The sequence below is a fragment of the Methylobacterium sp. WCS2018Hpa-22 genome (assembly GCF_031843785.1).
Classification (GTDB): domain Bacteria; phylum Pseudomonadota; class Alphaproteobacteria; order Rhizobiales; family Beijerinckiaceae; genus Methylobacterium.
This window is the reverse complement of the sequence record NZ_JAVTJA010000008.1, coordinates 21,049-47,795: the sequence shown is the minus strand read 5'-3', so window position 1 is coordinate 47,795 and position 26,747 is coordinate 21,049. Positions and strand designations below refer to the sequence as shown.

The 26,747-nt window shown below is 65.9% G+C and carries 23 protein-coding genes and 1 tRNA gene; 13 read left to right on the top strand and 11 right to left on the bottom strand.

The window, feature by feature from the left end; genetic code table 11:
- Positions 1–10 precede the first annotated feature (10 nt).
- Both RQI43_RS12195 and RQI43_RS12190 read right to left on the bottom strand, forming a co-directional pair.
- Entirely contained in the window at positions 11–1,237 is a 1,227-nt protein-coding gene (locus tag RQI43_RS12195) for a PHB depolymerase family esterase (protein WP_311275320.1), read from the bottom strand.
- A gap of 62 nt (positions 1,238–1,299) precedes the next feature.
- Positions 1,300–1,719: a CopG family transcriptional regulator gene (locus RQI43_RS12190; protein WP_311275319.1), complete on the bottom strand. Its 420-nt coding sequence runs from the start codon at positions 1,717–1,719 to the stop codon at positions 1,300–1,302.
- A gap of 332 nt (positions 1,720–2,051) precedes the next feature.
- On the opposite strand from RQI43_RS12190, the gene RQI43_RS12185 reads away from it, so the two are divergent.
- Positions 2,052–2,846, top strand: a complete 795-nt coding sequence (locus RQI43_RS12185; RefSeq protein ID WP_311275318.1) for a DUF4239 domain-containing protein — start codon at positions 2,052–2,054, stop codon at positions 2,844–2,846.
- A gap of 50 nt (positions 2,847–2,896) precedes the next feature.
- Here the strand turns inward: RQI43_RS12185 and RQI43_RS12180 are convergent, their stop codons facing one another.
- The 3 genes from RQI43_RS12180 to RQI43_RS12170 all read right to left on the bottom strand — a co-directional run bounded on the left by RQI43_RS12180 (position 2,897) and on the right by RQI43_RS12170 (position 5,280).
- The gene (locus RQI43_RS12180; RefSeq protein ID WP_311275317.1) at positions 2,897–3,094 is read right to left on the bottom strand and encodes a hypothetical protein; all 198 of its coding nucleotides are present in this window, start codon (positions 3,092–3,094) and stop codon (positions 2,897–2,899) included.
- Between the two features lie 268 nt (positions 3,095–3,362).
- Complete coding sequence (locus RQI43_RS12175; RefSeq protein WP_311275316.1) at positions 3,363–4,466, bottom strand: alpha/beta hydrolase; 1,104 nt, start codon at positions 4,464–4,466, stop codon at positions 3,363–3,365.
- A 304-nt stretch (positions 4,467–4,770) separates the two neighbouring features.
- A complete protein-coding gene (locus RQI43_RS12170; RefSeq protein WP_311275315.1) occupies positions 4,771–5,280 on the bottom strand; it encodes a MarR family transcriptional regulator in 510 nt (169 codons plus the stop codon).
- Positions 5,281–5,397: 117 nt separating this feature from the next.
- Here RQI43_RS12170 and RQI43_RS12165 point away from each other — a divergent pair, with 117 nt between their 5' ends.
- From RQI43_RS12165 to RQI43_RS12155, 3 genes are all read left to right on the top strand, one after another.
- Complete coding sequence (locus RQI43_RS12165; RefSeq protein WP_311275314.1) at positions 5,398–6,543, top strand: MFS transporter; 1,146 nt, start codon at positions 5,398–5,400, stop codon at positions 6,541–6,543.
- A gap of 16 nt (positions 6,544–6,559) precedes the next feature.
- Positions 6,560–6,844 carry an alpha/beta fold hydrolase gene (locus tag RQI43_RS12160; RefSeq protein WP_311275313.1) on the top strand — a complete coding sequence of 95 codons (285 nt, stop codon included), beginning with the start codon at positions 6,560–6,562 and terminating at the stop codon, positions 6,842–6,844.
- Between the two features lie 214 nt (positions 6,845–7,058).
- Positions 7,059–7,391, top strand: coding sequence for a hypothetical protein (locus RQI43_RS12155; protein ID WP_311275312.1), 333 nt, complete (start codon positions 7,059–7,061; stop codon positions 7,389–7,391).
- A gap of 118 nt (positions 7,392–7,509) precedes the next feature.
- Here RQI43_RS12155 and RQI43_RS12150 read toward each other — a convergent pair.
- The 6 genes from RQI43_RS12150 to RQI43_RS12125 all read right to left on the bottom strand — a co-directional run bounded on the left by RQI43_RS12150 (position 7,510) and on the right by RQI43_RS12125 (position 14,678).
- Positions 7,510–7,601: transfer RNA gene (locus RQI43_RS12150), tRNA-Ser, on the bottom strand.
- 12 nt (positions 7,602–7,613) lie between these two features.
- Positions 7,614–8,444, bottom strand: a complete 831-nt coding sequence (locus RQI43_RS12145; RefSeq protein WP_311275311.1) for a glycosyltransferase family 2 protein — start codon at positions 8,442–8,444, stop codon at positions 7,614–7,616.
- 100 nt (positions 8,445–8,544) lie between these two features.
- Positions 8,545–10,083 carry an AMP-binding protein gene (locus RQI43_RS12140; RefSeq protein ID WP_311275310.1) on the bottom strand — a complete coding sequence of 513 codons (1,539 nt, stop codon included), beginning with the start codon at positions 10,081–10,083 and terminating at the stop codon, positions 8,545–8,547.
- Between the two features lie 123 nt (positions 10,084–10,206).
- On the bottom strand, positions 10,207–11,589 hold the full coding sequence (locus RQI43_RS12135) for a methyl-accepting chemotaxis protein (protein ID WP_311275309.1): 1,383 nt from the start codon (positions 11,587–11,589) through the stop codon (positions 10,207–10,209).
- Positions 11,590–12,102: 513 nt separating this feature from the next.
- Positions 12,103–14,307 (bottom strand): sensor histidine kinase, encoded by a 2,205-nt coding sequence (locus RQI43_RS12130; RefSeq protein ID WP_405030613.1) that lies wholly within the window; start codon positions 14,305–14,307, stop codon positions 12,103–12,105.
- A gap of 65 nt (positions 14,308–14,372) precedes the next feature.
- Positions 14,373–14,678 carry a SelT/SelW/SelH family protein gene (locus RQI43_RS12125; RefSeq protein ID WP_311275308.1) on the bottom strand — a complete coding sequence of 102 codons (306 nt, stop codon included), beginning with the start codon at positions 14,676–14,678 and terminating at the stop codon, positions 14,373–14,375.
- A 199-nt stretch (positions 14,679–14,877) separates the two neighbouring features.
- On the opposite strand from RQI43_RS12125, the gene RQI43_RS12120 reads away from it, so the two are divergent.
- The 9 genes from RQI43_RS12120 (at position 14,878) to RQI43_RS12080 (ending at position 26,704) form a co-directional block, all read left to right on the top strand.
- Positions 14,878–15,531 carry a LemA family protein gene (locus RQI43_RS12120; protein WP_156467849.1) on the top strand — a complete coding sequence of 218 codons (654 nt, stop codon included), beginning with the start codon at positions 14,878–14,880 and terminating at the stop codon, positions 15,529–15,531.
- Between the two features lie 7 nt (positions 15,532–15,538).
- Positions 15,539–16,327: a TPM domain-containing protein gene (locus RQI43_RS12115; protein WP_311275307.1), complete on the top strand. Its 789-nt coding sequence runs from the start codon at positions 15,539–15,541 to the stop codon at positions 16,325–16,327.
- Between the two features lies 1 nt (position 16,328).
- Positions 16,329–16,940 (top strand): TPM domain-containing protein, encoded by a 612-nt coding sequence (locus RQI43_RS12110; RefSeq protein ID WP_207410641.1) that lies wholly within the window; start codon positions 16,329–16,331, stop codon positions 16,938–16,940.
- Between the two features lie 107 nt (positions 16,941–17,047).
- Entirely contained in the window at positions 17,048–19,108 is a 2,061-nt protein-coding gene (locus tag RQI43_RS12105) for a carbon starvation CstA family protein (protein ID WP_311275306.1), read from the top strand.
- A gap of 5 nt (positions 19,109–19,113) precedes the next feature.
- Positions 19,114–19,338, top strand: coding sequence for a YbdD/YjiX family protein (locus RQI43_RS12100; protein ID WP_056430233.1), 225 nt, complete (start codon positions 19,114–19,116; stop codon positions 19,336–19,338).
- A 249-nt stretch (positions 19,339–19,587) separates the two neighbouring features.
- On the top strand, positions 19,588–20,880 hold the full coding sequence (locus tag RQI43_RS12095; RefSeq protein WP_311275305.1) for a YjgN family protein: 1,293 nt from the start codon (positions 19,588–19,590) through the stop codon (positions 20,878–20,880).
- Positions 20,880–21,977: a M48 family metallopeptidase gene (locus RQI43_RS12090; protein WP_311275304.1), complete on the top strand. Its 1,098-nt coding sequence runs from the start codon at positions 20,880–20,882 to the stop codon at positions 21,975–21,977. Before RQI43_RS12095 ends, RQI43_RS12090 begins: the two co-directional genes overlap by 1 nt.
- A gap of 159 nt (positions 21,978–22,136) precedes the next feature.
- Positions 22,137–25,364, top strand: a complete 3,228-nt coding sequence (locus tag RQI43_RS12085) for an efflux RND transporter permease subunit (RefSeq protein WP_311275303.1) — start codon at positions 22,137–22,139, stop codon at positions 25,362–25,364.
- Positions 25,361–26,704: an efflux RND transporter periplasmic adaptor subunit gene (locus RQI43_RS12080; protein WP_311275302.1), complete on the top strand. Its 1,344-nt coding sequence runs from the start codon at positions 25,361–25,363 to the stop codon at positions 26,702–26,704. The genes RQI43_RS12085 and RQI43_RS12080 overlap by 4 nt, the downstream gene beginning before the upstream one ends.
- The last annotated feature ends 43 nt before the right edge of the window (positions 26,705–26,747 follow it).

Sequence of the window (26,747 nt, the reverse complement as noted above, 5' to 3'; positions counted from 1 at the left end):
GGGGTGCGGATCATGCCGGGCTCTTGGTGTGCGTCATGAAGAACCGCACCATCTCCCGGCTGGCATCGGGCCCGCGTGGATCGGTGTAGCTTCCGTCCCTGCTTCCACCCGACCAGGCATGGCCGGCACCATGCAGCGCCCAATGCTCGAGCATGGGCCGTCCGGCATCATCCGCCCGGACGGTACGGGTGAAGGCCATCCCCTCCGTGGATTCACCCTGGTTCACGGCCTGGGAGAGCGTCGCGTTTGGCATGGCGAGAGCAAAGACCTGCTCGCCGTTGATTGGCTTCACCGTCTTGTCCGCATCCCCGTGGAAGACGATGGTGGGTATGCCCGGGCCGTCCTTCCGCGCCTTGACGGTGCCGCCGCCATTCATGGCCGCGAATGCGCCGGGCATGTCGGTGGCCGCGCCGAAGGGCAGACCGGAATGGACGCCGACGGCTGCAAACACATCCGGATAGGTCGCGGCCATGATCGCGGCCGCCGCCCCACCGGCCGACAGGCCAGCCGCATAGACCCGGTTCGGATCGGCTGAGAATTCGTTCACCACTTCCAGCGCGATCCCGGAGATCAGGGACGGTTCGCCGCTTCCGCGTTGCTGGTCGCCGGCATTGAACCAGTTCCAGCACTTCTGCATGTTGGCCGATTGCGGCTGGCCGGGATACGCTACGATGAAGGTCTGCTCCTCGGCCAAAGCGTTCATGCCGGTTCCCAGGGCAAAATCATCCGGGTTCTGGGTGCATCCGTGCAGCATGATCACGACCGGAAGCGCTTGGCCCTCGTAGCCGCTCGGGACATAGACCTTGTAGGTCCGACTGCCCGCCGCGTTGGCGAAACTCCGCTCCTCGAACCGCGCTCCTGCCGGAACCTCGACCGTCGCCCCGCGTGAGGATCTCGTTCCACCTCCGATATCGGGCATGCCTTTGCCGAAATCGGGCATATCGCCCATCTTCGGAAAGCGCTCGCGCAGGGCTCGGATCGTCTCGGCGAGGCCGGGGCGTGCGGAGGCTTGGCCCGCCGAGTGCGCCGCATGGTCGGTGGCAGTTGAGCCGGCGGCGGGGGCCGTCCAGGCGCCGCCGTGGACAGCAGGCGCCACCATGTCGATGGTCTCGCCTGCCACCTCGTCGCTCGCCGGCGGTACGGATTGTCCCTGCAGCAGGGCCATCGCCTCGCTCAGTTGTCCGGCACGGGTGAGACGTGTCACCTCGGCCATGTCGATCTTGGGAAAAGCTTTCATCATCATGATCCTGGCGGCGTTGGGGCTGTGGAACGACGATCCATGCGAGTCTCTGCGAGGGGTCAGGCGATACGGTCGGCCAAAGCCGCCTTGACGTCGGGACTGGCCTGGAAGGCGCCTAGAACCTGCACGGAGGCGATGGCCTGTCGGGCGAGTTCGGGAGTCACATCGAACGCGATGCTCGCGAGGCCGAGCACCTGAATATGCAACGGGGCGCCCGCATCCAGCGCGGCTTCGAGGTCGCGGGCGGTATAGTGCGACAGGCCGAGGCTGAGCTGCTTACGGGCGACCGATTGCTTCACCGCATCGCCCTGACGTTCGAGCTGATTGCGCACCGCCGTCCGGATGAAATCGGCACGGTTGGCATAGAATCCATCCCGAACCAGTAGGTCGATCTGCCCGAGATCGACGAAGCCGAGATTGAGGGTCAGCTTCTCGCTGTCCGGCACTTTCGGGCGTACCTCACGAACTCGATCCACCATACCGACCATCCCATAACCATCCCATTGGATGGTCTACAGATGGCTATCGATGAGATCGGTGCAAGACCCTTGGCTTCGTCTCCTGTCGTCCGCCCCTCGCATCGACGATGTGTCGACAGGCTGACGCAACGATGCCGCATCGCCTCATGGCCACTGCCACGATGAGACCGTGAGCGTCCTGTGAGTTTGATGTTCCGAAATCCGGCGGATGAAGGATGGCCCCGCGCCATCTGAGCCGGTCGTGCCAGAGCCCATCACGGACAGGCGCGAACGCCGCATATCCCTTCGCCGGCGGCTGCTTTATCGAAGGCCGCGCCAACCGACCCGGACCCATGCCGATGCTCACGTTCTGGCTCGATCAGCCGATCTGGTTGATTTTCGGAAGTCTCGCCTGTCTCGTCCTGGCCTGGTGCCTGATGCTGATCGCCCTGACGAACATGAAGCGGACGCGTCCCTTCATCGTCGGTGTCTCGACTGGCATCGCTCCCGCCTTCGTCGGCGTGGTCTCGGTCCTGCTGTCGCTCCTGATTGGCTTTGTCGCCAACGATGCCTGGGAGCGTCAGCGCCAGGCGTCCCGCGTGGTACAGACGGAGAGCGCCCAGGCGCGTGCCGTCTACAATCTGAGCCGATCCGTATCCAAGGACCTGCCGGACTTCCGCATCCTGCTCGCGGATTACATCGAGTCGGTCGTCGACGAAGAATGGCCCGCCATGGCGAAAGGCGGAAAGGCGTCGTCACGGGCCGACCATGCCTTCGGAAAACTGCTTCAGGCGGTGGTGGCGCCGCATTTCGACGTGGTCGTCGGGAAAGCCAACCATTCGGCCCTCCTCGCAGCGGTGCTCAACCTGCAGACCGCGCGCAGCGAAAGGCTCGCCCTGAGCGAGATGGAGGGCGACGACAGCAAATGGGTGACCCTATTCGCTCTCTCGGCTCTCGCTCTTCTGGTCATCGCCGCCATTCATGTGGAGCGACCGTCGTCTCAGGCCGCTTCCCTGAGCATCTTCGGCTCGGCGCTGGTGATCACCCTGGGGGTGATCGCCATGCACGAACGTCCGTTCGACGGCCCGCTCGCCCTCGGCCCGAGCTTGCTGGATCAAGTCCGCACGCTCGTCGTAGCCGCCGGCTGAGAGCGACGCTTCGCGCCATATGCGCGGATCCCAGCCGGTCTGTCGTCGGGCTACCGCAGGGTGGGAGACTCCCCGGGCTGAAGAGCGCGCTGTTCATCCGCGTCGCTCACGGCGTTGAGGCGCTCGAGATGCTCGAAAACGTGCTCGAAAGCATGCGTGACAGCCTGCTCGAAGGAACCGTCGCCCTTGCCCTGGGCGGCTTTGAGCGCGGCCAGGAGAGCCTTGTGTTTCTCGGTGTCGCTCGACATCGCCATCTCCGAGGCCGGGCGGAATGCCGCCTCGAAGGGGCAAGCACGGGGTCGGCGTCGGGTTCCCATGCGGGCGGTGCTACCGGCGAGGCCGTGAACTCGTCCGTCGGATTGTCACCGATGATGGCCGGTTTGCGCAGACCCATCCAAGATGGATCGTGCGGTCAAAAGACCGCGCAGGCTTCGCCCCCCACGACGGGGGAGGGCGAGGCGTCCATCGACGGAGACCGCCTCCGCGAAAAACCATAGTCCGAGGACGGGAAGGCGGTCAGAGGTCAGACTTCGGGTCGGCTTTGCCACCGCCTCCGGGGATTGGGGCCCCGAGCGTCGCCTTGAACCATGCGACGACCCGATCGATCACCGGCTGCTGAAACCAAGTGAGGTCGCCATGGCCCGCTCCTTCGACCAGCACATAGTCCGCCTTGCCGCCCTTTGCCCGCAGGCCCTCGAACAATTGCTTGCTCTGCACCGGCGAGACGAGCTTGTCGGCGGTTCCGTGCATGATCAGGAAGGGCGGTTCGTCGCCGCCGAGATGACCCATGGGACTTGCGGCCAGCGCCCTGTCGGAATCGGCTGAAATCGAAGCACCGGGAAAGTCACGAAAAGCCGGCCCGTTGACGAGAAGCGCCTCCGTCACAGCAGGCGATTGGTGCATGAGTTGGACCGCCGGCGAAAATCCCTCACCGATATTGAGGAGGTTCGAAATTCCGTAGAGTGTGACGGCCGCCTGCACATCCGAGGGCTGATCGAGATGATCGCCCTTGTCGAAGGCTTTCTCCCCACCGGTGACGCCGACCATCTGGGAGAGATAGCCGCCAGCGGAATCACCGAGGACGCCGATCCGGGTCGGGTCTATGCCATACTCGGCCGCGTGAGCCCGCAGGTAACGTACGGCGGCCTTGCCGTCCTCCACCAGCGCCGGGAACCTGTCCGGGACGACACGATATTCGGCGGCGGCAACGACGAAGCCGGCCGCGGCCAGAGCCGAGCGCAGCTCGAAGTATTTCTCATGGTCAGCCGAGGTGAAACCACCGCCCGGGAAATACACGATCGCAGGCTTCTTGTCTTTGGTGCGCGGCACGAGCAGCGACATGCGCAATTGCCGGATCGCACGCATCGAACGGATCTGGGAATAGATCACGCCACTGATCTGATCGACCTGGCTCCGGTTTCCTTCCACCCGAACGACCTGGGCCCCATCGGAATAACCTGGCAGCTGCGCGTCGCCTGCCGAGGCCTGCTGGGTAAGAATACTCACAGCGATGACGCCTCCCAAACTAAGGGCCTGGATCATTCTCATGTGATGCGCCTTTGTCGGTTGCGGTGCGATCCTTCTACACCACGAACCGGCAAGGACATGTGTCAGCGCCATAGCCTCAGCGGTGCATCCGAACGGAAGCGATAGAAGGCCCGTCATCCGTCGCAAGTCGCTCAGGAAGCACGCCGACCTGTTCGAAATATCCGAGATCCAGCGAGGCAATGAGGTCGCGCCATACGGCCTTCGCTCGCGGCCGAACGCTCGATCCGGCAACGCCGGTCACGATGCCGGCTTAGCTGAGACGGGGAAGAGCGACGGAGGGGAAATCGACGGCATTCGGAAAACGAACGGTCGTGCACGTCGTCAGCTTGGCCAAGATGGCGGGCCACGCCCGTTGATGATGAGCACTACGTCTACGCTATAGCCCTCTAACGCCGTCCGCCTGCTGCTGCGATCGGATCAATTTGCCGAGGAGCACGGCAAGCTGACCTCGCTCCTGCTCATCCAGACCACTGACGATGCTCTGCTGATTTGCGATGTGAGCCTCTATTGCGCGATCGATCAACGCCAGAGCATCGGCTGTCAGCGCCACCAACGTTCCCCGTTTATCCGCCGGGTTGGGCCTCCGCTCGACCAGTCCGCCATTCTCAAGCCGATCGAGGCGATTGGTCATGCTTCCAGATGAAATCATCGCCGCCTCATAGAGCGCGGTGGGCGTGAGCGCATACGGTATGCCACTGCGCCGGAGCGTCGCCAGCACGTCGAACTCGCCGGGTTGCAGGCCAAATTCCGCAAATAGCGGATTGAGCCGATCCCGCGAGATCAGCAGCGCTGCTTCACCCAGCCGTCCCAGCAGCACCATCGGCCCGATATCGAGATCGGGCCGTTCGCGGGCCCATTGTTCCGCAGCCATTGCAGCCCTGTCCATTCCGCGCACCTATCTTTACGTCGAGATATATATCTCTATGTAGAGATAATATCGGACGCGGCAACCCTGACAAGGTCATATTGCTCGGAGATCATCATGCGGGAAACATCAGGTCGGATGCTGTTTCCGGCCGCAATCCTGCTCGTCGGCATCAATCTGCGCCCGGCACTGGCCTCGGTCGGCCCACTGCTCGACGCGATCCAGCGCGACACGGGCCTTGGCGACATCGGCGCGAGTCTGCTGACCACGTTCCCGGTTTTATTGATGGGCATCTGCCTGCTGGGAACGGCATGGCTGCGCGGATGGATGGGAGAGCGGGCAGGCATCGCCTCTGGTGTCCTGCTCATTCTCCTCGCCTGCCTGGGCCGCTGGGTGTGGCCGCAGGAGGCAGCTTTGGTGTTGACCGCCATCGTTGGCGGCGTCGGCATCGCCATCGTTCAGGCGCTGATGCTGGGTGCCATCCGCCGTCGAGCGGGACCACGGAGCGGGCGCCTGATGGGCTTTTACTCCACCGCGATCATGGGTGGAGCGTTGATGTCGAGCATGGCGGGCGCCTGGATCGCGCGGGCATTGGGCTGGCCGACCGCGCTGGGCATTTGGGCATTGCCTGCCCTCCTCGGGCTGTGCGTCTGGCTTCTGGTACCGCGGGGACCGCAAGAGAGAATAGGATCGGTGCAACGCAGCCCGGTGCACCATGCGCCGCGCGCCTGGCTGTTGATGCTGTTCTTCGGCTTCGGCACGGGTGCCTATACGCTCGTGCTCGCCTGGCTGCCGCCCTTCTACACCCAGCTCGGCTGGTCCGAGCAGGCGGCCGGCGCGATGCTTGGAGCCGTCACGCTGTCGGAGGTGGTCGCAGGCATTACCGTCTCGCTTTGGGTTGATCGATCGCAAGATCGTCGCGCGGTGTTGTTCACCGCGATTGCCGCGCTGCTGACGGGAATGCTCTGCCTCTGCGTGGCGCCACTACAGCTCGCATGGGCGGCGGCGCTGCTGGCGGGGCTCGGCATTGGCGCGCTCTTCCCGCTCTCGCTGATCGTCGCGATGGATCATGGCGACGATGCCGATCAGGCAAGCGCGCTCGCCGGCTTCGTGCAGGGTGGGGGCTATGTCCTCGCCGCCGCGCTGCCGCTGGTCGCCGGACTGCTGCGTCAGCATCTGGCGGACCTCACCCCCGCCTGGTGGCTGATGGCGGGACTATGCCTCGCGCTCGCGCTCATCGCCGCGCGCTTTCGCCCCGGTGACCGTCTCTTCCTCCGCCTCTGACGACAGGAGTCTTACAATGGCCTTTTACGACACGGCTAGCCGCACCGCTTATTTCATCGAATTCGGCGCTGGCCGCCCTATCGTCCTTCTGCATGGCATCAGTAATTCAGGCCGCGCCTGGGGACCACAGATCGCTCCGCTGGTCGAGGCAGGCTATCGGGTGATCGTGCCCGATCATGCCGGGCATGGCGCGTCGGGCAAGCTGACGACGCCCATAGGCGTCGCCGCGCTCGCGGGCGATATCGAAGCACTGCTCGCTCATCTGGATATAGGGCCTGTCGATCTGGTTGGCCTCCACTAGTGGGCATGATCGCGCTGGAGCTTGCGCTCCGAGACCCAGAACGTATCGGCCGACTGGTCGTCGCGAACAGCTTCGACAAGACAAGCACGCCCGTCTTCCACGCGCTGGCGGAAGGCTGGGCGACGATTTTCGAGCGCCCCGGTGGTCCGGTCCAACGGTTGGCACAAAGCTGGCCGTCGCTTGTCTCTCCCGCGTGCAGACGACACCGGAGGGTTTGCGGACCTATCAAGTCCGGCATGGCATAGCGGCGACGGCCGATGGCGCCTCGCTCGCCCATGTTGCGCGCGGCATCGGCGCGTTCGACGTCACCGAACGCATCGCCTCGTTCGCCATGCCGACGCTTTTCATGGCAGGCAACCTCGATGGGATGTCCCCGCCCGAGACCAGCCATCGCATGGCCGAGCGCGCGCCACAGGGCCGCTACGCCGGAATCGACGGCGCCGCACACATCTCCAACGTCGATTCAGGGGATCGGTTTTCAGCCCGACTGCTGAAATTTCTGGGTGAAGGGACGGAGAGGCCCGATGTACCCGGATCAAATGGATAGAAGAATCTGCGGTGCGGGTGGATGGCGCCTGCCCCCACGGACTGCGTCCAAGCAGAGACCCGCGGTGGTTGTGTATCGACCGCGCAGAATGGCGCACCATGGCGTAGAAGCGGCTAAATGGCGGAGACGGAGGGATTCGAACCCTCGATACCCCTTTCGGGGTATGCTCATTTAGCAAACGAGTGCCTTCAGCCGCTCGGCCACGTCTCCGTAGGGGTGGCTCTAGAATTTCGCGTCGGACGGGTCAACCCGCTTCGCTGGCTCGATAGGCGCCAATGGGGTGGAAATCCGTGCGTTGCGCCGTTCATAATGCTTGGCGACCCTCAGATGGCGGGAGATCGCGTAGTTCGCGGCGGTGAGGAAGCCATAGACGCCCCTCACGAAATGGCGCCGGCCGAGATAGGCCTTCAGAAAGTTCAGCGGCAACTCCACGAAGATCCGCCAGGTCGGGATGGTCACGCCGCGGGTTTCGAGATCCCGGGCCTGCTGGTCGGAATAGCGGTTGAGCTTGTCGAGCTGGTCGCCGAGCGAGCGGACGGAGAAGTGGTGGATGACCCCCTTCACGCGTCCGACGCTGGCGCCGGGATCGAGTTCCACCCGGTCGTGGACGGGGGAGGGCGAGTAGCGCCCCCTGTCCTTGCGATAGAGGCGGACGGGATGCAGCGCATAGGCCCAGGGATGCGGCTTGCCTTCGCCGGGGAAGATCTCCGCGATGGCGATGCGATAGGCCGGATGGGCGGGCTCGCCGGCGGCGAACAGGGCGCGGATGGCGTCGGACAGGTCCGGCGGCACCACCTCGTCCGCATCGAGGTTGAGGAGCCAATCGTGACGGCACTCGGTCTCGGCGAAACGCTTCTGTGGGCCATAGCCCGACCAGTCGTTGTGGATCACGCGTGCGCCAAGCGATGCCGCCAGCGCCTGCGTTCCATCGGTGGAGCCGGAATCGACCACGACGAGGTCGTCGGTGAGGTCGCGCACGGCTCGGATGGTCGCGCCGATCCGGTCGGCTTCGTTGAAGGCGATGAGGAAGATCGAGAGCGGCGGCGCGGACATGGGGAGGGCTCTACGGCATCGGCCCGGCTGGCCGATACTGTTTTCTCGACAGTGTCGTCATGGATCGAGGATCGTCCCTCTAGGGCCGGCGGCGTCGTGCTCAGGCCGCGACCGGCTGGTCGCCCAGCCGCTTGCGCTGGACCTTGCCATTGGCGGTGCGGGGCAGGGCATCGAGGAACCGGATCTCGCGCGGGCATTTGTAGGCCGCCAGTCTCTCGGCGCACCAGGCCAGGATCGACGGTCCGTCCGCCTCCGCCCCAGGCTTCAGGACAACGAAAGCGGCGATGACCTTCAGGTCGGCCCGGACGGCGAGCTCGGCGACGCCGACTTCGGCCACGGAGGGATGCAAGCCGACCACGCCCTCGACCTCGTTGGGAGAGACCCGGTAGCCGAGAGCGTTCATCAGGTCGTCGTTGCGCCCGTGGAACCAGAGGTAGCCGTCCTCGTCGAGGCTCGCGAGATCGCCGCCCGCGAACCATTCGCCGCGCAGAACCGAGGCTTCTTCGTCGGGCCGGTTCCAGTAGCCGAGCATCAAGCCCGGCTCCGTACGGTGGACGGCCAGAAGCCCGGTCTCGCCTTTGGGCAAAGGCTCGCTCGGCCCGTCCACGGGCAGGATCGCCACGCGGCGCCCGGGCTGGGGCATGCCGGGAGAACCGGGCTTCACCGGAATGGTGGGACCGCTGGAGATGTAGGTGGAGATTTCGCTCATGCCGAGCGCCTCGTAGAGGGGCTTGCCGGTCCGCCGCGTCCAGGCCTCCAGCAAGTCGGCGGGCAGGGCCTCGCCGGCGGTGCAGCCGTGGCGCAGCCGGGACAGATCGCAGGAATCGAGATCGGCATATTTCAGGATCTGTCGATAGACGCTGGGCACGGCGGCAAACAGCGTCGCACCGTGGCGGGCGATGAGACTGGGCCAGATGGCAGGATCACGGGGCCCATCGTAGAGCACGCTCGTGGCGCCGCAGGACCAGGGATCGGTGATCCCGACGCCCAGCGTGTAGGTCCAGTTCATGGTGCCGGCATGCAGCATGACGTCGGCTTCCGTCAGCCCCAGCCAATGCGCATGCATCGGACGTCGCCCCCAGATCGCCCGATGGGCGTGGAGCACGCCTTTCGGCCGGCTGGTGGTGCCCGACGTGTAGACCAGGGTCGCCGGATCGTCCGCCGCGGTGTCGGCATAATCCGCGACCGGCTCGGCTCGTTTCATCGCGGCGATCTCGGAGGGGCCGAGGACGATGCGGCCCTCGGCCTCCGCCGCGTCGAGACGGTGGCCCGCCCCGGTCACCACGACGGCCGCACCGGAATTCTCCATAAGGAAAGCGGCCTCCGCCGGCGTCAGCTGGGGCGAGGAGGGGAGAGCCACGAGCCCGGCGGCGAGCGCGCCGAAATACACGAGGACGTAATCCGCCTCGTTGCCCATCCGGATCATCACCCGGTCGCCGCGTGTGAGGGCGAGGGACAGAAAGCCGGCGGCAATGCCGCGCACGGCCCGGTCCGCCTCGGCGAAGGTGAGGCGCAGCGTCTCGCCTTCCGCGCCCGCCATGACGAGCGCCGTCTTGCCTCCCCGCAGGCGCGCATTGTCCGCGAGGCAGTGGCGGGCGGCATTGAAACGGGCCGGTAGGGGAGCGTCCGGGAGGATCATTCGAAAGGTTCGGGCTCTCTCGTGGCGGTGCGCTCAAGCCATGACGAAACCTGCGGCCGGCAACAAGAGCCGGCCGCAGGATGTCGATGGGTTTGCCTGAGCGTCATCCGCGATGAGCGGCGATTACGCAGCCTTGGTGTCGAGCAACTCGTTGGCGGCGGCGAGCATCGACTTCATGGCGGCGGAAGCGGCCTGATAAGCCGGCGTCCCCACGTCCCAATTGTTCGCGGCGACGGCATCGATCATCTTCTTCGCTTCTTCGAGAGCGGTCTTCTCGGCATCGGCAAGACGGGCCAGCGCCGGATGATCGCGCAGCGGGCCGTTCCGCAACTCCGTGCAGACGCTGTGGTTTGCGATGCCCAGCATCGTCGCTTCGGTGGACGCGGCCGGAGCGAGCCCGACCAGGATGCGGGCCAGCTTGCGCTTCCACATGCCCACATCCGCCGGCAGGCAGACCAGGCCATGAGCGCTGACGCGGCCGCTTTCCGCAGCCAAAGCGGTGCGGCCGAAGCTTTCCGCCTTCACGAGGCGGGTGGTGATCTTGTCGATCTCCTCGTGGGTCTTCGCGGCCTTGCCGGCAATGTTCTGGACGCTGGTGGAGATTTCGGCGGTGGCAGAGCGCTGCTGCGAGAGCATGTGCGAGATCGCCTGATTCAGGTCGCTCGCCTGCGAGATCCGCTCGTTGGTCTGCTCGACCCGCGTCTCCAATTGCTCGACGATCGCCCGGCCGGACGTGACGGCGCTGCGGCTCTCGCCGACGGCCACCGAGATGGCTCCCATTTCGGCCGTGAGGGTGCTGAGCAGGCCGCGGATTTCACCCGTCGACCTGGCGGTCTGGGCGGAGAGCGACTTGACCTCGGCGGCGACCACCGAGAACCCGCGTCCGGCTTCACCCGCACGCGCGGCCTCGATCGTGGCGTTCAGCGCAAGCAGATTGGTCTGTGCGGAAATCGACGCGATGGCGGTCGCCATCACTTCGATCTGGGCGATGGCTCGCTCCAGCACCACGACGCGCTCTGAAATGAGCGAGGTGCGGGCTTCGATCTCCTGCATGGCGGATTTCGCCTGGCGTCCGTCGCCGATGCAGGCGCTCATGGCGGTCAGCGCGTCCTGGGCAACGGTGACGACCGTGTCGGACGTCTGAGAGACCTCGGCGATGGACGCCGCCAATTCCTCTGTTGCACCCGCGATCGTCTGCGTGGCGCTCGCCACCTCGCCGACATCGTAGGTCATCCAGCCGATATTGATGGCGGCCTCCGAGGCTTCCTTCGCCATGGACGCGATGGAGGACAGGCTGCGCTGCTTATCGTCATCGCCATGGCTGCGAAGGCGTTCGAGGGCGGATTTGAGCCTACCGTCGGGCAGGTCGACGGCGCTCAAACCCTGGCTCGACATCAGTGCTTCGACGGCCGCGCTCAGACGAACCTCATCGGCCTCGATCTGCTGGGCAACGGCAGGCACCGCAGTCGTGTCGGAGGCGGGACGCTTGCGGGAGAAGCCAATCATAAAACTACAACCCTGAGATATCGATAGGGCAATGTAATAAACTCTATTGTTTAATAGTGCCTTAGCATACCCGCTCTCCGCGACCGCCGGAACGCGAGAAAGGTCGGCTTCCTTGAGCCAGACGCCAGTCGTCAATGGTAACCAAGCGGCTGGATTCAAATATTTTCTTCTTTCGAACAGTATCCGACCTGCTCCTCAAAAAACAGGATTACCAATCAAACCGCTGGTTCTTCTCCAGTATCACGCGTAGACGAAAATTGGCTGGCGCATACTCCAACCATGTATGTCGTCTCGCCATAAGAATTGATGTCGCGGCGGCACCGAACAAGAAACATACTTATAGTTGAATTCAATTTCGCCCAGTGTCGCACATGGGAGAGTAACTTTTTTGCGAAGTTCGCGCGCTCGACGTGAGCGACTGCATCGGATCGATGGGCGAGCCCCATGATGGGGCACCATCCTCACGCGCATGTTCGGGCGAGCGCGCATGAGGACTGTTCTAGGCGCGAGCGATCAGGCCGAATGAGGGAGAAGCGGTGCGGGTCGCAGCGGGACGAGGCCGGCCTTGCGCTCGAGCAAGGTCGGCGGCGGTACGGGCGCCTCGATCGAGCAGACAACCCCGGTGGGCTCGAACAGGAGCTGAACCTCGCCGGCAAGCTCGCGCGCCAGACTACGCTCGATGAGGCGGGAACCGAAGCCGGTGCGTGTCGGCTGCGTCACGGGCGGTCCGCCGTTTTCGCTCCAGCGCAGAAGGAGGCGGGTCTCCGCCACTTTCACGACGGACCAGGTGATTTTCACAGTCCCACCCTCCTGCGAGAGCGAGCCGTATTTGACCGCGTTGGTGCCGAGTTCATGCAGCGCCATGGCGATGGAGAGCGCAAGTCGCGGCGGCAGGCGCAGTTGCGGCCCGGACACGATGAAGCGGGATTGGCCCGCCCCGGTGGAATCGAGGGGAGCGATGGCATCCGCCACCACGTTGCCGAGTTCCGCACCCTCCCAGCTTTCGCGGGTGAGCACATCGTGCACCCGGGCGAGGGCGAGCAGCCTCGCCTCGAACGCGGCCTTTGCCGCCGCCGCCTCCGCCGTGTCGAGGCCGCGCAGGGATTGCATGGCGATGGATTGGACGGTCGCGAGCGTGTTCTTCACGCGGTGGTTGAGTTCGTGGATGAGGAGCAGGAGATGCTCCTCCGCCCGCTTGGCGTCGGTGATGTCGACGTTGCAGCCGGTATAGCCGAGGAAGGCCCCGGTATCGTCGAGGCGTGGCACGCCTTCGCAACGCAGCCAGCGTACCTCGCCGTCGCGATCCACCACCCGGACCTCCGCCCTCACGGGAAGACGCTCGGCAAAGGCCTCGGAGAACTTGGACGTGAACGCCGTCTGGTCGTCCGGATGGACGATCGTCTGCCACCCGCCGGCCGCCAGCGCGCTGGCGGGTTTTCCGAACAGATGGTCGAAATGCAGGTTGGCGAAGCTGATCTCGCCAAGCTCGTCGGTCATCCAGATCAATGCGGGGGCCGAATCCGCCATGTGCCGGAACCGCGCCTCGCTCTCGCGCAGGGCCGAGAGCCCGCGCTCCGTCTCGGCGAGCGCCGTATCGCGCTCTTCGCTGCGCGTGCGCAGGCGCAGGGATGCGTCCGCCAGAACGTCGCCGAGGCGGCGGATCTCGTGGATCGGCGAGGTAATGCGCGGAATCGCTTCGCCACGGGCGAGCGCCGGGCCGGACGCCACGAGCCGGCGCAATGGCTGCGAAACCTTCGACCAGAGATTGATGGCGAGGATCGACGACGTCGCCAGGACGAGGAGGCCGAAGCCGGTAAAGGCCCAGATCCATCCGCGCAGCCGCGCATCCACCAGCGCCTTCGGAATCACGGCGCTCACCGTCCACCCGGTGAGGCGCGAGCGCGCCTCGACGACCGTGACGGGGCGCATGTTGAAATCCTTACCCTCCCAGACTCCCGGCGTATCGGTCTGGCGCTGGCGAAGGGTCGCCAGGCGCGGCCGCCCGACGATGGAGGCCGGGTCGGGAATACGGGCGAGGGCGATCCCATCCCGGTCCGAGACCCCCGTCATCCAGCCCTGGACGTATTCCCGGCTCAGGATGCCCTGCAGCCGGTTCACCGGCGCAAGAAAGCTCAGCAGGTAGACGACCTCGCCCTCGTTCTGCACCGGGACGGCGATGGCGTAGGTCGCCCGATCGGGCATGCTGCCCGACAGGATGCCGGAGATCATGGCCCGCTGCGTTCCGGATGTCAGCTCACGGTCGAAGGGCAAGGCGGTCTTCGGCAATGGGGCCCCGCGCGGGACCGACGTATTGACCAGTTGCTGCCCGTCCGGTTGGCGCAGGAGGATGTCGAGCCCGACGGTTTCGCGAACGAGGCGTGCCTGGGCGTCGAAATTCTCGAACTCCGCATCCTTCAGGCGGGGCGACGTCGCCAAGGTCTGCAGCACGGAGACGAGCCCCGCCGTATCGCGGTCGATGGACAGGGCGATACCGCGAACGTTCTCGCGGGCGTCCTGCTCGAACCGTGCCCGCTCTGTTCCGGCATAGCGAAACAGCAGGATCGCGGTGAACAGAAGCCCGGGCCCGATCAGCGCCACGACGAGGGCGATCAGGTAGACCTGGGTCGAGAAGCCTCGATCCCGGATGCGTGCGAACAGCCGGCCCGGCGCCGTGCCCTGCCACCCACCGGTTCTCGTCCGTTCGAAAGCAGGTTCCATGTCGCTCTTGGACTCGGCGCTCTTCGGCTCTTGGTTCTTGATCTTGGCTTTCCCCGTCTCGGCGTTCATGGCCTATCGATGTGACCAAGATCCCGGCTCGGCACCAGCCGATCGCGGACGCGCTGCTTCAAGGTCTTCACGTCGGGAAATCCCCCGTCCCGCGTTCGGTCCCAGATCGTCTCCGACCCGCAGACGATGATGAAGACGCCGCCTGTCCCCGGCACGAGGGCGACTTCGCCGACCTCGTCGCGGAAAGTGGAAAGAAGCTCCTGCGCCATCCAGCCGGCACGCAGGAGCCACTGGCACTGCGTGCAGTAGGTGATGGAAACCCTCGGTTTTTCGATCCGTGGGGTAGGTGGCAGTTCATCCATGGCCGGCACAGCGACCCATGCACGCTTCCTTGTCAACCTGCCCCCGTGGGAGTTCGACCATGGGATGTGCGTGGAGTTTCGTCGCGGACGCATCGCGATCCGGCCTTTCACCGGCGGTATCACGCCCTATCTCAACACGCGTCGCCGGGCGGCAGGGGCGTGGACGCGCCATGCCGCGCCCGTCCACGAGGAGCCCCCGATGTTGTCAGTTCTGCGTCCCGACGCCACCGCGACCTTCGCGCCTTCGCCTCGACCCTCGGTGTTTCGCCGCATGCGGTCCGCGCTCGTCGCCGTCGCCCTGGCCACGACCCTCTCGGGCTGCGGCGCGATCAACCGGGTGCCCACGCTGGAGGAGAGCGCGAAATCCTCCTGGAGCGAGGTTCAGAATCAGTACCAGCGCCGTGCCGACCTAATCCCGAATCTCGTGGAGACGGTGAAGGGCTACGCGCAGCAGGAGAAGGATGTCCTCGTCGGCGTCACGGAAGCCCGCGCCAAGGCCTCCAGCGTGAAGGTCGATGCCTCCACGGTGTCCGATCCCCAGAAGTTCAAGGAATTCCAGGACGCGCAGAATCAGCTCTCAGGCGCCCTCGGGCGGCTCCTCGTGACCGTGGAGCGCTATCCCGATCTGAAGTCGAACCAGAACTTCCTCGCGCTGCAGTCGCAGCTCGAAGGCACGGAGAACCGGATCGCCGTCGCGCGCCGCGACTATATCGGCGCCGTCCAGGCCTACAACACCGAGGTCCGCACCATCCCCGGCCGCTGGATCGCCGCGTGGTTCTATCCGGAATCGAAGCCGATGGAGACGTTCACGGCGACGCCCAATTCGGACAAGCCTCCGTCCGTGAAGTTCTAGCGCGGTGATGAGGGCGGCGTTTCTTCGAGGGCGCGCGCTCGCGCCGGTCCTGGCGTTCGTCCTCGTCGTCCTGGCGGGGATGGTGCTGCTGGCGCGCGGCGAGGCTCTGGCCGCGGAGCCGACCTTCCCGTCCCTCAGCGGTCGCGTCGTGGATGCGGCCGGGATCCTCAAGCCGGACGAGATATCGGCGCTGGAAGCACAGCTGAAGGCCTACGAGGAGAAGACCTCCGATCAGGTCGTCGTCGCGACGGTGCCGAACCTGCAAGGGCTGACGATCGAGGATTACGGCAACCGGCTGTTCCGCTCCTGGGCCATCGGGCAGTCCAAGACCAACAACGGCGCACTTCTGCTGGTAGCGCCAAACGACCGTAAGGTGAGGATCGAGGTCGGCTACGGCCTCGAAGGGGCGCTGACCGACGCCTTGTCGAAGGTCATCATCACCACTTCCATCACGCCCCGCTTCAAGACAGGCGATTACGGCGGCGGCATCAAGGCCGGAATCGATGCCATGCTGTCGATCCTCAGCGGCGATGCCGAGGAATGGCAGCGGCGAGGCAAGGTACGCAGCGACGAGGCCGAGCCATCCCATGTCATCGGCTTCATCATCCTGTTCCTGCTGATCCTGTTCGTCGTCTACCGGATGAATCGCGGCCGCCCGGGTGGCGGATTCATCATCCTGCCCGGGCCATCGTCCGGCGGCTGGAGCGGTGGCGTCTCCGGCGGCTTCGGTGATGGCGGCGGCTTCTCGGGCGGAGGTGGCTCATCGGGAGGAGGCGGCGCCTCCGGGGATTGGTAGGATGCTGAGCGACACCGACAGGACGCGGATCGCCGGAGCGATCGCCAAGGCCGAATCGACGACATCGGCGGAGATCGTCGTTCTCGTCGCCGCCCGCGCCGGGCTGTACCGGTCCGCAGCCCTCGTGCCGGCGCTGGCCCTCGGGCTCGCGGTGCCCTGGCCGCTGATCCTGTTCACGCCGTGGAGTGCTGCGTCGATCGCCCTGACGCAGGCTGCGGTCGTTCTCCTGGCGCTTGCCGCAGCCTCCCATCCGCGAACCCGTCTCGGCCTCGTTCCCCGCTCGATCCGGCGGGCGCGGGCCCATGAGGCGGCGACGAGGGAATTCGCCGCGCGCGGACTGGCCGGGACGCGCGGGCGAACGGGCATCCTCATTTATCTCGCCGTCGCCGAGGGGCATGCGGAGATCGTCGCCGATACGGGCATCGCCTCGCGCATCTCCCCGGCGGCGTGGTCGTCGGCGATCGACTCGCTTCTGGCCTCGCTCCGACGGCGCGAGGCGACGGAGGGCCTCGTCACGGCCGTCGAGTCCATCGGCGCCATCCTCGAGCGACACCTGCCGCGCCGGCCGGGGGATATCGACGAGTTGCCGAACCGGGTGATCGTCACGGACTGACAGCGTCCGCGTCTTTGTATTTTTCTCCTCTGGCCCCGAAAGAATTTTTGAGCCAGAAGAGCCTTGACGATCCGCCATCAAGGACGGGTCGCGGGAGCGAGACGTCGATGAGTGCGATACAGAAGCACGGGCCATGGGCCCTTGTCGGTGCGTTGGGCGCGGCAGCCCTGGCGATTGTCGCCACCAGCCGCGGCGAATCGATCAACGCCTTGTGGATCGTCGTGGCCGCAGTCTGCGTCTACCTCATCTCCTACCGGTACTACTCGCTCTACATCTCCGAGAAGGTGATGCGCCTCGACCCGGCGCGCGAGACACCCGCCCATCGTCACAATGACGGGCTCGACTACGTTCCCACCAACAAGACCGTCCTGTTCGGCCACCATTTCGCGGCGATCGCCGGCGCGGGTCCCCTCGTCGGCCCGGTCCTGGCCGCGCAGATGGGCTACCTGCCCGGCATGCTCTGGATCCTGGCCGGCGTCGTGCTCGCGGGCGCGGTTCAGGACTTCATGATCCTGTTCATCTCCATGCGCCGCGATGGGCGCTCCCTCGGTGAACTGATCCGGGCCGAACTCGGCGTGATCCCCGGCGTGATCGCGCTGTTCGGCACTTTCATGATCATGGTGATCCTGCTCGCCGTCCTGGCGATGATCGTGGTCAAGGCGCTGGCCGAGAGCCCCTGGGGCACCTTCACCGTCGCAGCCACGATCCCGATCGCGATCCTGATGGGCCTCTACGCGCGCTTCGTCCGGCCGGGCAAGATCGGTGAGGTCTCGATCCTCGGCTTCATCCTGCTCATGGCCGCCATCATCGGCGGCGGCCAGATCAACGAACACCCGGTCTGGGGCCCGGCCTTCACCTTCACCGGCACCCAGCTGACCTGGATGCTGATCGGCTACGGCTTCATCGCCTCGATCCTGCCGGTCTGGCTCCTGCTCGCCCCGCGCGACTATCTCTCGACCTTCCTCAAGATCGGCACCATCATCGGCCTGGCGCTCGGCATCGTCGTCGTCGCCCCGCACCTCCAGATGCCGGCCATGACGAAGTTCGTGGACGGCACCGGCCCGGTCTGGGCAGGCTCCCTGTTCCCGTTCCTGTTCATCACCATCGCATGCGGCGCAGTCTCCGGCTTCCATGCGCTGATCTCGTCGGGAACGACGCCGAAGCTCCTCGACAACGAGATGGACACCCGCTTCATCGGCTATGGCGGCATGTTGATGGAGAGCTTCGTCGCGATCATGGCGCTGGTCGCCGCGAGCGTGATCGATCCGGGCATCTACTTCACCATGAATTCGCCCGGCGCCCTGCTCGGGACCTCCGCCGAGACGGCGGCGGCGGCGGTGACCAATCTCGGCTTCCCGATCACACCCGATGTGATCACCCAGACCGCCAAGGACGTGGGCGAGCATTCGATCATCTCGCGCACCGGCGGCGCTCCGACCCTCGCCGTCGGCATGGCCCACATCATCTCGTCGGCCATCGGCGGCAAGACGATGATGGCCTTCTGGTACCATTTCGCGATCCTGTTCGAGGCCCTCTTCATCCTCACCGCCGTCGATGCCGGCACGCGTGCGGGACGCTTCATGCTGCAGGATCTGCTCGGCCTGATCTCGCCGACCTTTAAGGACACGACGGCCTGGGCGCCCAGCATCCTGGCCACGGCCCTCTGCGTCTCGGCCTGGGGCTACTTCCTCTACCAGGGCGTCACTGACCCGCTCGGCGGCATCTACACCCTGTGGCCGCTCTTCGGCATCTCGAACCAGATGCTGGCGGCCGTGGCGCTGACGCTCGCCACCGTGGTGATCTTCAAGATGAAGCGTGAGCGCTACGCCTTCGTCACGATCATCCCCACCGTGTGGCTGCTGATCTGCACCCTCAATGCGGGCTGGCAGAAGATCTTTTCGGCCGACCCCAAGATCGGCTTCCTGTCCCATGCCGACCGGTTCTCGGCCGCGATCGCCGAGGGCAAGGTACTGGGTCCGGCCAAGAACATGGCCGACATGCACAAGATCGTCTTCAACGACCGGATCGACGCGGCACTCGCCGTGATGTTCGTCGGCCTCGTCGTCGCCATCGCCGCCTTCGGCATCATGGCTTGCGTCAAGGCCTATCGCGCCGAGCGCTGGACGGCCCTCGAAAGCGGCGGCCCCACCGCCGTCCCGGCGGAGTAACCGATATGGCGCTGTCGTCGATGGAACTACGGGATCGGCTGAAGACCTTCTCGAAATGCGTCTGCGACGGCGCCCGCCTGATGGTGGGGCAGGGCGATTACGAGGCCTATGCCGCCCATATTCGCCGGACCCATACCGATCAGGAGCCGATGAGCGAGCGGGAATTCTACCGGAACAGGGAGAATGCCCGGTTCGGTGTGGGTAACCGGAATGGATTCCGCTGCTGCTGATCCAGTCTATCCCCTTCGGTGACGACCCCTTCGGCGAGACAGATCATCCTCTCTATCGCGATCATGCGACGAAGACGTTTCGGGCTCCGGTCTCGGAGTTGAAATTCCAAGACCGGAGCGGGGCTTTTTAACGACGTCGGCAGCCCCATACTTCATCGGCGCAAGTGCATGCCGATCTAAAGTCGTATCGGCGGGTGGCCTCATCTGGGACGATAGGCTTATATGTCGCCTCCCGAGAGAGGAGGTCTCATGTCGCAGCCGCCAATGACCCAGACGCGATCCGGGATGGACCGCTCCGGCGCGATCACCTTCGACAGGACACTCAGGGGCCTCACCGGCGTCGCCGTCCGTGGCTTCCTCCTGTCCCTCGTCACCTTCGGCATCTACCGGTTCTGGTACGTCACCGAATTGCGGCGCTACTTCTGGAACAGGACCGTCGTCGACGGCAGCCCGGCCGAGTATTCCGGGACCGGCAAGGAACTGTTCCTCGGCTTCCTCGTCGCCATCGCCATCCTGATCCCCGTCTACGTCCTGATCTTCGTCGCGACGATCTCGGCGCCCTGGCTCGCGGCCTTCGGCAGCGTCCTGTCCTTCCTCATCCTCTTCGTCCTCGGCCAGTTCGCGGTCTATCGCGGCCGGCGCTACCGGGCCTCACGCACCCTGTGGCGCGGCATCCGCCTCGGGCAGGACGGATCGGCGATCACCTATGCGCTGATGGCCATCGGCTGGTCGCTGCTGATGCTCCTCACCCTCGGCCTCGCCTTCCCCTTCATGCGTGCGAGCCTCGAGCGGTACCGGATCAATCACACCCTGATCGGGTCGAGCCGGATGGAATCGACCGCGCGCGGGCGCTCGCTGCTGCTTCCCTGGCTGGCCTTCTACGTGGTGGTGCTCCTTCCCATCGCCGCCGCGCTGATCGCCTTCCTCGTGGCTACCGATTTCAACATTCCCGACGACCTGTTCGTCCCCAAAGAGGGGGGCAAACCCGGCGAGACGGAATTCAACAGCGATTACGATGGCACGCCCATCGCCACGTTCGGGGCGCTCTTCCTCAGCACGATCGGCATCACGTTTCCCCTCGGGCTCCTTCTCATCCCCTTCTACCGGGCGCGGGAGACGCGGCTCTTCATGAACGCGGCTAGTCTCGGCTCCGTGCGCCTTTCGTCCACCCTGAAGGCCCGCCAGTTCTACTGGCCCTATTTCGTCTACCTTCTCTCCGTGATCGGCTTCGTCCTGATCCTCGGCCTCGTCATCGGCGGCGGCGGTCTGCTCCTGCAGGCCCAGGGCATGGAGAGCGGAGCCCATTGGGCGCTCCTGTTCGGCATGGTGTTCGGCTATCTCGGCGGCGCGCTGTTCTTCGCGGTGCTCTATGTCCGGGTCATCACGGCGCGACTCTGGGCGGCGGTCGCCACCACCACGGTGGTCGAGAATGCCGGCGGCCTCGATGCCGTGCTCGCGTCGAGCCGGCGGGTGGGCAGCGGACTCAACGAGGGCCTCGCCGACGCGCTCGATGTCGGCGGCGCGCTCGAAGTGGGGTTCTAGTGCCGGCACATGCGGTCTACGGCACGTATTACGATGGCTTGAGCGCCAGGGCCCAACCGGTGACCCTGGTCCTCGAGGACAGCCTGGAGATCACCGGGCAGGATCTACGCCTCGCCTGGACACTCGCCGAGCTCGCGGCCGGCGACACGGCCGCCCCGCTCATGCGGGTCGGCCCGGCGGGACGTGCCGAGCGGGTCGAGTTCACCGACGAGAACCTGGCCGCCGCGCTGAAGGATCGCTGTCCGGACCTGTACCGCTCCGACCCCTCCGCCTCGGGCGGTCGCCTGCGCCTCGTCCTGTGGTCGATCGCGGCCGGGATCTCGGTGATCGGTCTGGCGATCTACGGCGTCCCGGCCATTGCCGTGCGTCTGGCACCCGTCATCCCGGCAGCGATCGAAGCGCGGCTCGGCGGCGCGGTGGACGGGCAGATCGGCAAGATCCTCGGCGACCCGCCGGTCTGCGACGATGCCCCGGCGCGGGCCGTCCTCGACCGCTTGATCGAGCGGATGACGGCGGATGGCGGCCTGCCGGTCGATCCGGCGATCACCGTCCGCCGGCACGCCATCGCCAACGCCCTGACCCTTCCCGGCGGGCGGGTCGTCGTGCTGTCGGACCTCATCGATCAGTCCCTCACGCCCGACGAATTCGCCGGCGTGCTGGCTCACGAATTCGGCCATGTCGCCGCGCGCGACCCGATGCGGGCTCTGCTGGCGGCGAGCGGAAGCTCGTTCCTCCTCAGTCTCGTGCTAGGCGACCTGACCGGCTCCACGATCCTCGTCGCGGTAGGCCAAGCCGCCATCTCGGCCGGCTATTCCCGCGAGGCCGAGAACGCGGCGGATACCTATTCGGTGAAGGTCATGCGCCGGTCGGGCGGGGATGCCACGGCGCTGGCGACGATCCTCGAACGCATCGCCAAGGACGACGAGAAGGCCGAGTTCGCGAGCCTGCTCCGCAGCCATCCCTTCACGAAGGAGCGCGCCAACCGCATCCGCGCGATGGCGGGCACGGAAACGGTCGGCCGGCGCATTCTCGACGAGACCGCATGGGCGACGCTCAAGGGCATCTGCCGCAACGTGCCGGCCAAACCCGCGAAATAGGCGCGTGACCGCGCCGGGCCTGTCCGTGTGTGAGTTACATCCGGAAACAAATATCCTGCCCCGGTCCGCCGATTGCGTCGCGGCGTCACGTCTACAGATGACCTCGTGGCGTGCGACGAACGTGGTACACCAGCCCGAACAGGTTTGCGCGGATACCGTATGGGCCTCGTCCAGTATGCTCTAAAGTTTCGCATCACGATCTACGTGCTCGCCGTGCTGATGATGCTTGGCGGCGCGGCCTCGGTGATCGTGGCGCCCAAGGACGTGCTGCCCACCGTGGACATCCCGGTGGTCGTGGTGGTGTGGACCTATACGGGCCTTTCGACCTCCGAGATGGAGCGTCGCATCACGACCTATGCGGAGTTCTCGCTCTCGAACAACGTCAACAACATCGCCCGGATGGAATCGACGACGCTGCAGGGCACGGCGATCCAGAAGGTCTATTTCGACCAATCGGTGAGCATCGATCTCGCCATCGCCCAGACCGTCTCGGCGATGAACTCGATCCGTTCGACCATGCCGCCGGGGGTGCAGCCGCCCATCGTCCTGAGGTTCTCGGCCTCCTCCGTCCCGGTGATCCAGCTTTCGCTCTCCTCCACCAGCGAGAGCCTGACCAAGGTCTACGATTACGCCCAGTACCGCATCCGCCAGCGCCTGACCCAGGTGCCGGGCTCGACGCTGCCCTCGCCCTTCGGCGGCACGCCGCGCCAGATCATGGTCGATCTCGACCTGCAGGCCCTGCGCGCTCTGGGCCTGACGGCGCTCGACGTCACCAACGCCATGACGGCGCAGAATCTCACCGTGCCCTCCGGTCTCGCCAAGATCGGCGAGCAACAATACCCGATCCAGCTCAACGCCACGCCGGACGCCATCGAAGCGCTCAACCAGGTGCCGATCCGGGTGGTCGGCGGACAGCCTGTGCTGGTGCGCGACGTCGCCAATGTCCGCGACGGCGGCCCGCCGCAGGTCAACATCGTGCGGGCCGACGGCCTGAACTCGGTGCTGATGCGCATCTTCAAGAACGGCACCGCCTCGACCCTCGACGTCGTCAACAACGTGAAGAAGGCCCTGCCGGACATCCGCGCTGCCGCCCCGGAGGGAATGGCGCTACGCGAATTGTTCGATCAATCGGTCTTCGTCTCCGCCGCCATCGAGGGCGTGATCCACGAGGCAGTCATCGCCGCCGCGCTGACCGGCCTGACGATCCTGCTGTTCCTCGGCTCATGGCGCTCCACCATCGTGGTGCTCGTCTCGATCCCGCTCTCGATCCTGACCTCGCTCGCAATCCTCACGGCGTTGGGCGAGACCATCAACGTCATGACGCTGGGCGGGCTCGCCTTGGCGGTGGGCATCCTCGTGGACGACGCCACCGTGGCCATCGAGAACACCTACCGGCTGTTCGAGGAGGGGGAGCCGTTCCGCAAATCCGTGGTGGAGGGCGCGGCCGGCATCGCCAAACCCGCGCTGATCTCGACCCTCTCGATCTGCGCCGCCTTCGTCTCGGTCTTCGCCCTCACGGACACGCCGAAATATCTGTTCACGCCCCAGGCGCTCGCCGTCGTCTTCGCGATGCTGACCTCCTACGTCCTGTCCCGCACCCTGGTGCCGGTCCTGATCGACGTGCTCGTGGCGCGGGAATACGAGGAGCATCACGGCAAGGGCGGGCAGGCTCCGCGTCGGGGCCGCGTCGCCCGTGCGCTGGGATGGCTGTTCGGACCGATCTTCCGCCTCGCGGGCTGGTTCCGCCAGGGATTCGAAGCCCGGTTCGCCCGCTTCCACCGCAGCTATCTCGGCCTGCTCCACGTGGTCCTGCGCCGCCGCGTCGTCACCCTCGCCACCGTGGCGGTGATCTTCGCGGGCACGGCAGGCCTGTTCGGTTTCGTCGGCCAGGATTACTTCCCGCAGGTCGAATCGAGCCAGATGACGCTGCATCTGCGCACCCGGCCGGGCATGCGCATCGAGACGGCGGTGCAGACCTTCGCCGAAGTCCAGGCCGTCGTCCGGGAAGTCATCCCCGACGGTGAGATCGACCAGGTTCTCGACAATCTCGGCCTGCCTGCGAACAACTACAATTTTGCCTTCTCGGACGGGTCGTTCGTCGCCAACAACGACGGGCAGATGCTCATCAACCTGAAGGAAGGCCACGGCTCAGTCGCCGGCTACACCAAGCGATTGCGCGAGGTGTTGCGCGAGCGCTTTCCCGACCTGATCGTCTATTTCCAGCCATCCGACATCATCACGCAGATCCTCAATTTCGGGACGCTGGCGCAGATCGACATCCAGGTCTCGGGTCGCAACACCGCCAAGGACCTCGCCGCCGCGCAGAACATCGTCCGTCGCCTCAAGGAGACGCGCGGGGCGGTGGACGTCCACCTCCACCAGATCGTCGGCACGCCGCAATTCTTCGTCGATGTGGACCGGCGCCTCGCCTCCGAGCTCGGCCTCACCGAGCAGCAGATCGCGCAGGGCCTCAACGTCTCCCTGTCGGGCTCCTTCCAGGTGACGCCGAACTTCTGGACCGACCCGAAGACCGGCATCCCTTACCAGCTCTGGGTACAGACCCCGGAATACCGCAACGACAGCCTCACGGCGATCCAGAACACCCCGCTCCTCGTCAGCGGCAATTCCGATGCGCCGGGCGTGCTGACGCTGCTGTCGAGCGTCTCGACCATGCGCCGCGAGGGGTCGCAGACGGTGATCAACCACGTCAACACGCAGCCGACCTTCAACATCTACGCGGCGGTGCAGGATTCCGATCTCGGTTCGGTGGCGAAAGACATCCGCCGGATCGTCGAGGAAGAACAGAAGGCCCTGCCGGCGCCGGACAAGATCACCGTGCGCGGGCAGATCGAGAACATGCAATCCGCCTTCTTCCGCATGGGAATCGGCCTCTCCATCGCCCTTGTGGCGGTCTATCTCCTCATGGCCGTGAACTTCCAGAGCTGGGGCGACCCGCTTGTGGTGCTGGCGGCCCTGCCGCTGGCCTTCTGCGGGATCGTCGCGAGCCTGTTCATCACCGGCACGACCTTCTCGATCCCGTCGCTGTTCGGGGCGATCATGTCGGTGGGTATCGCATCCGCCAATTCCATCCTTCTCGTCACTTTCGCCAAGGAGCACCGGGAGGCCACCGGCTGCAGCGCCACCGAGGCCGCGCTCCTGGCGGGCGAGACGCGGCTGCGGCCGGTGCTCATGACGGCGGGCGCGATGTTCCTCGGGTTGATCCCGATGGCCCTGGGGACGGGGGAGGGCGGCGAACAGAACGCGGCCCTCGCCCGCGCCGTGATGGGCGGCATCGCCATCGGCACGCCATCGACCTTGCTCTTCGTGCCCTTCCTCTACACCCTCCTCAGGCGGGGCGAGGTCAAGCCGCTTCAGGATTACGCATGAGCGGGAACAGCCCTGGTGACGCGACCGATGGCGAGACCGAAACGGTGACGGCTCATGGTTCGAGTCATGAATCGGGGCGAGGCCCGGCAGAGATCCCGCCGCCGCCGGGGAAGGGGCCGTTCCTCGTCGCCGGGCTCATTGCCGTCGGCCTGCTCGGCTGGGGCGGGTACGGCCATTGGCAGAAGGCCGCCGCGGCCGAGGAGACGCAGCGCAAGGCGAGGGATTTCGTGCCGAAACTGCGGACCATCGCGGTGGAGCGGGCCGACCAGCCCATCGACATCACCCTGCCCGGACAGACCGACGCCTTCGCCAGGGCGTCCCTCTTCGCCCGTGCCACGGGCTACATCGCAGAGCGCAGGGTCGATATCGGCACGCGGGTCAAGCAGGGCGACATCCTCATCCGCATCGCCGCCCCCGATCTCGACCAGCAGCTGGCACAGGCCCAGGCGCAGGTCGGCCAACTCGAAGCCCAGCTGCTCCAGGCCAGGGCCATGGTCGATCAGGCGAAGGCCAACGTGAATCTCGCCACCGCCACCAACAGCCGCACCTCGACCCTCGCCGTGCAGGGCTGGGCCTCGAAGCAGAACGCGGACAATTCCCAGGCGAGCGTCCTGAGCCAGGGCGCGAGCCTCGCCTCTGCGGAAGCGGGGGTGAAAGTGGCCGAGGCCAACATCAAGGCGCAGCGCGCCACCGTGGACCGCCTGAAGGCGCTCACCGGCTTCAAGGACGTGATCGCCCCCTTCGACGGCGTCGTGACCGCCCGTAGCGTCGATGTCGGCGATCTCGTCCAGGCGGACGGTACCGGCACCGCCCTGCTGTCCATGGATCGGGACGACGTCCTGCGCGTGGTGGTCAACGTGCCCCAGAATCTCGCGGTCGGGGTAAGTCCGGGCGTCGCCGCCACGATCAAGGTGCCGCAGATCCCGGACCGGACCTTCTCCGGCAAGGTCGAGCGAAGCTCCGTCGCCCTGCTGACCTCGTCCCGAACCCTGACCACGCAGGTGGACGTTCCCAACCGCGACGGCAGCCTGCGGCCCGGCCTCTACGTCTACGTGACGCTGAAGGTGCCGCGGACGGCGAAGAACACGGTCATCCCAGCCGAAGGCCTCGTCTTCAATCAGCGCGGCACCCAGGTCGCGATCTCCCGCGAGGACGGCACGGTGGAATGGCGCGGCGTCCATATCCAGCGCGACCTCGGCACCACCATCGAGATCGACCAGGGATTGGACGGAGGCGAGCAGATCGTGCTGAGCCCGCCCGTCGACCTGCGCGATGGGCAGAGGATGGAGCGCCAGGCACCCAAGCATGAGGGAAAGCCCCTGAAATCGGCGGCGCGATAGCACCGGCTGGCCCGGGGGCGCAGCCCAGCCCAGCCGTCCGGCA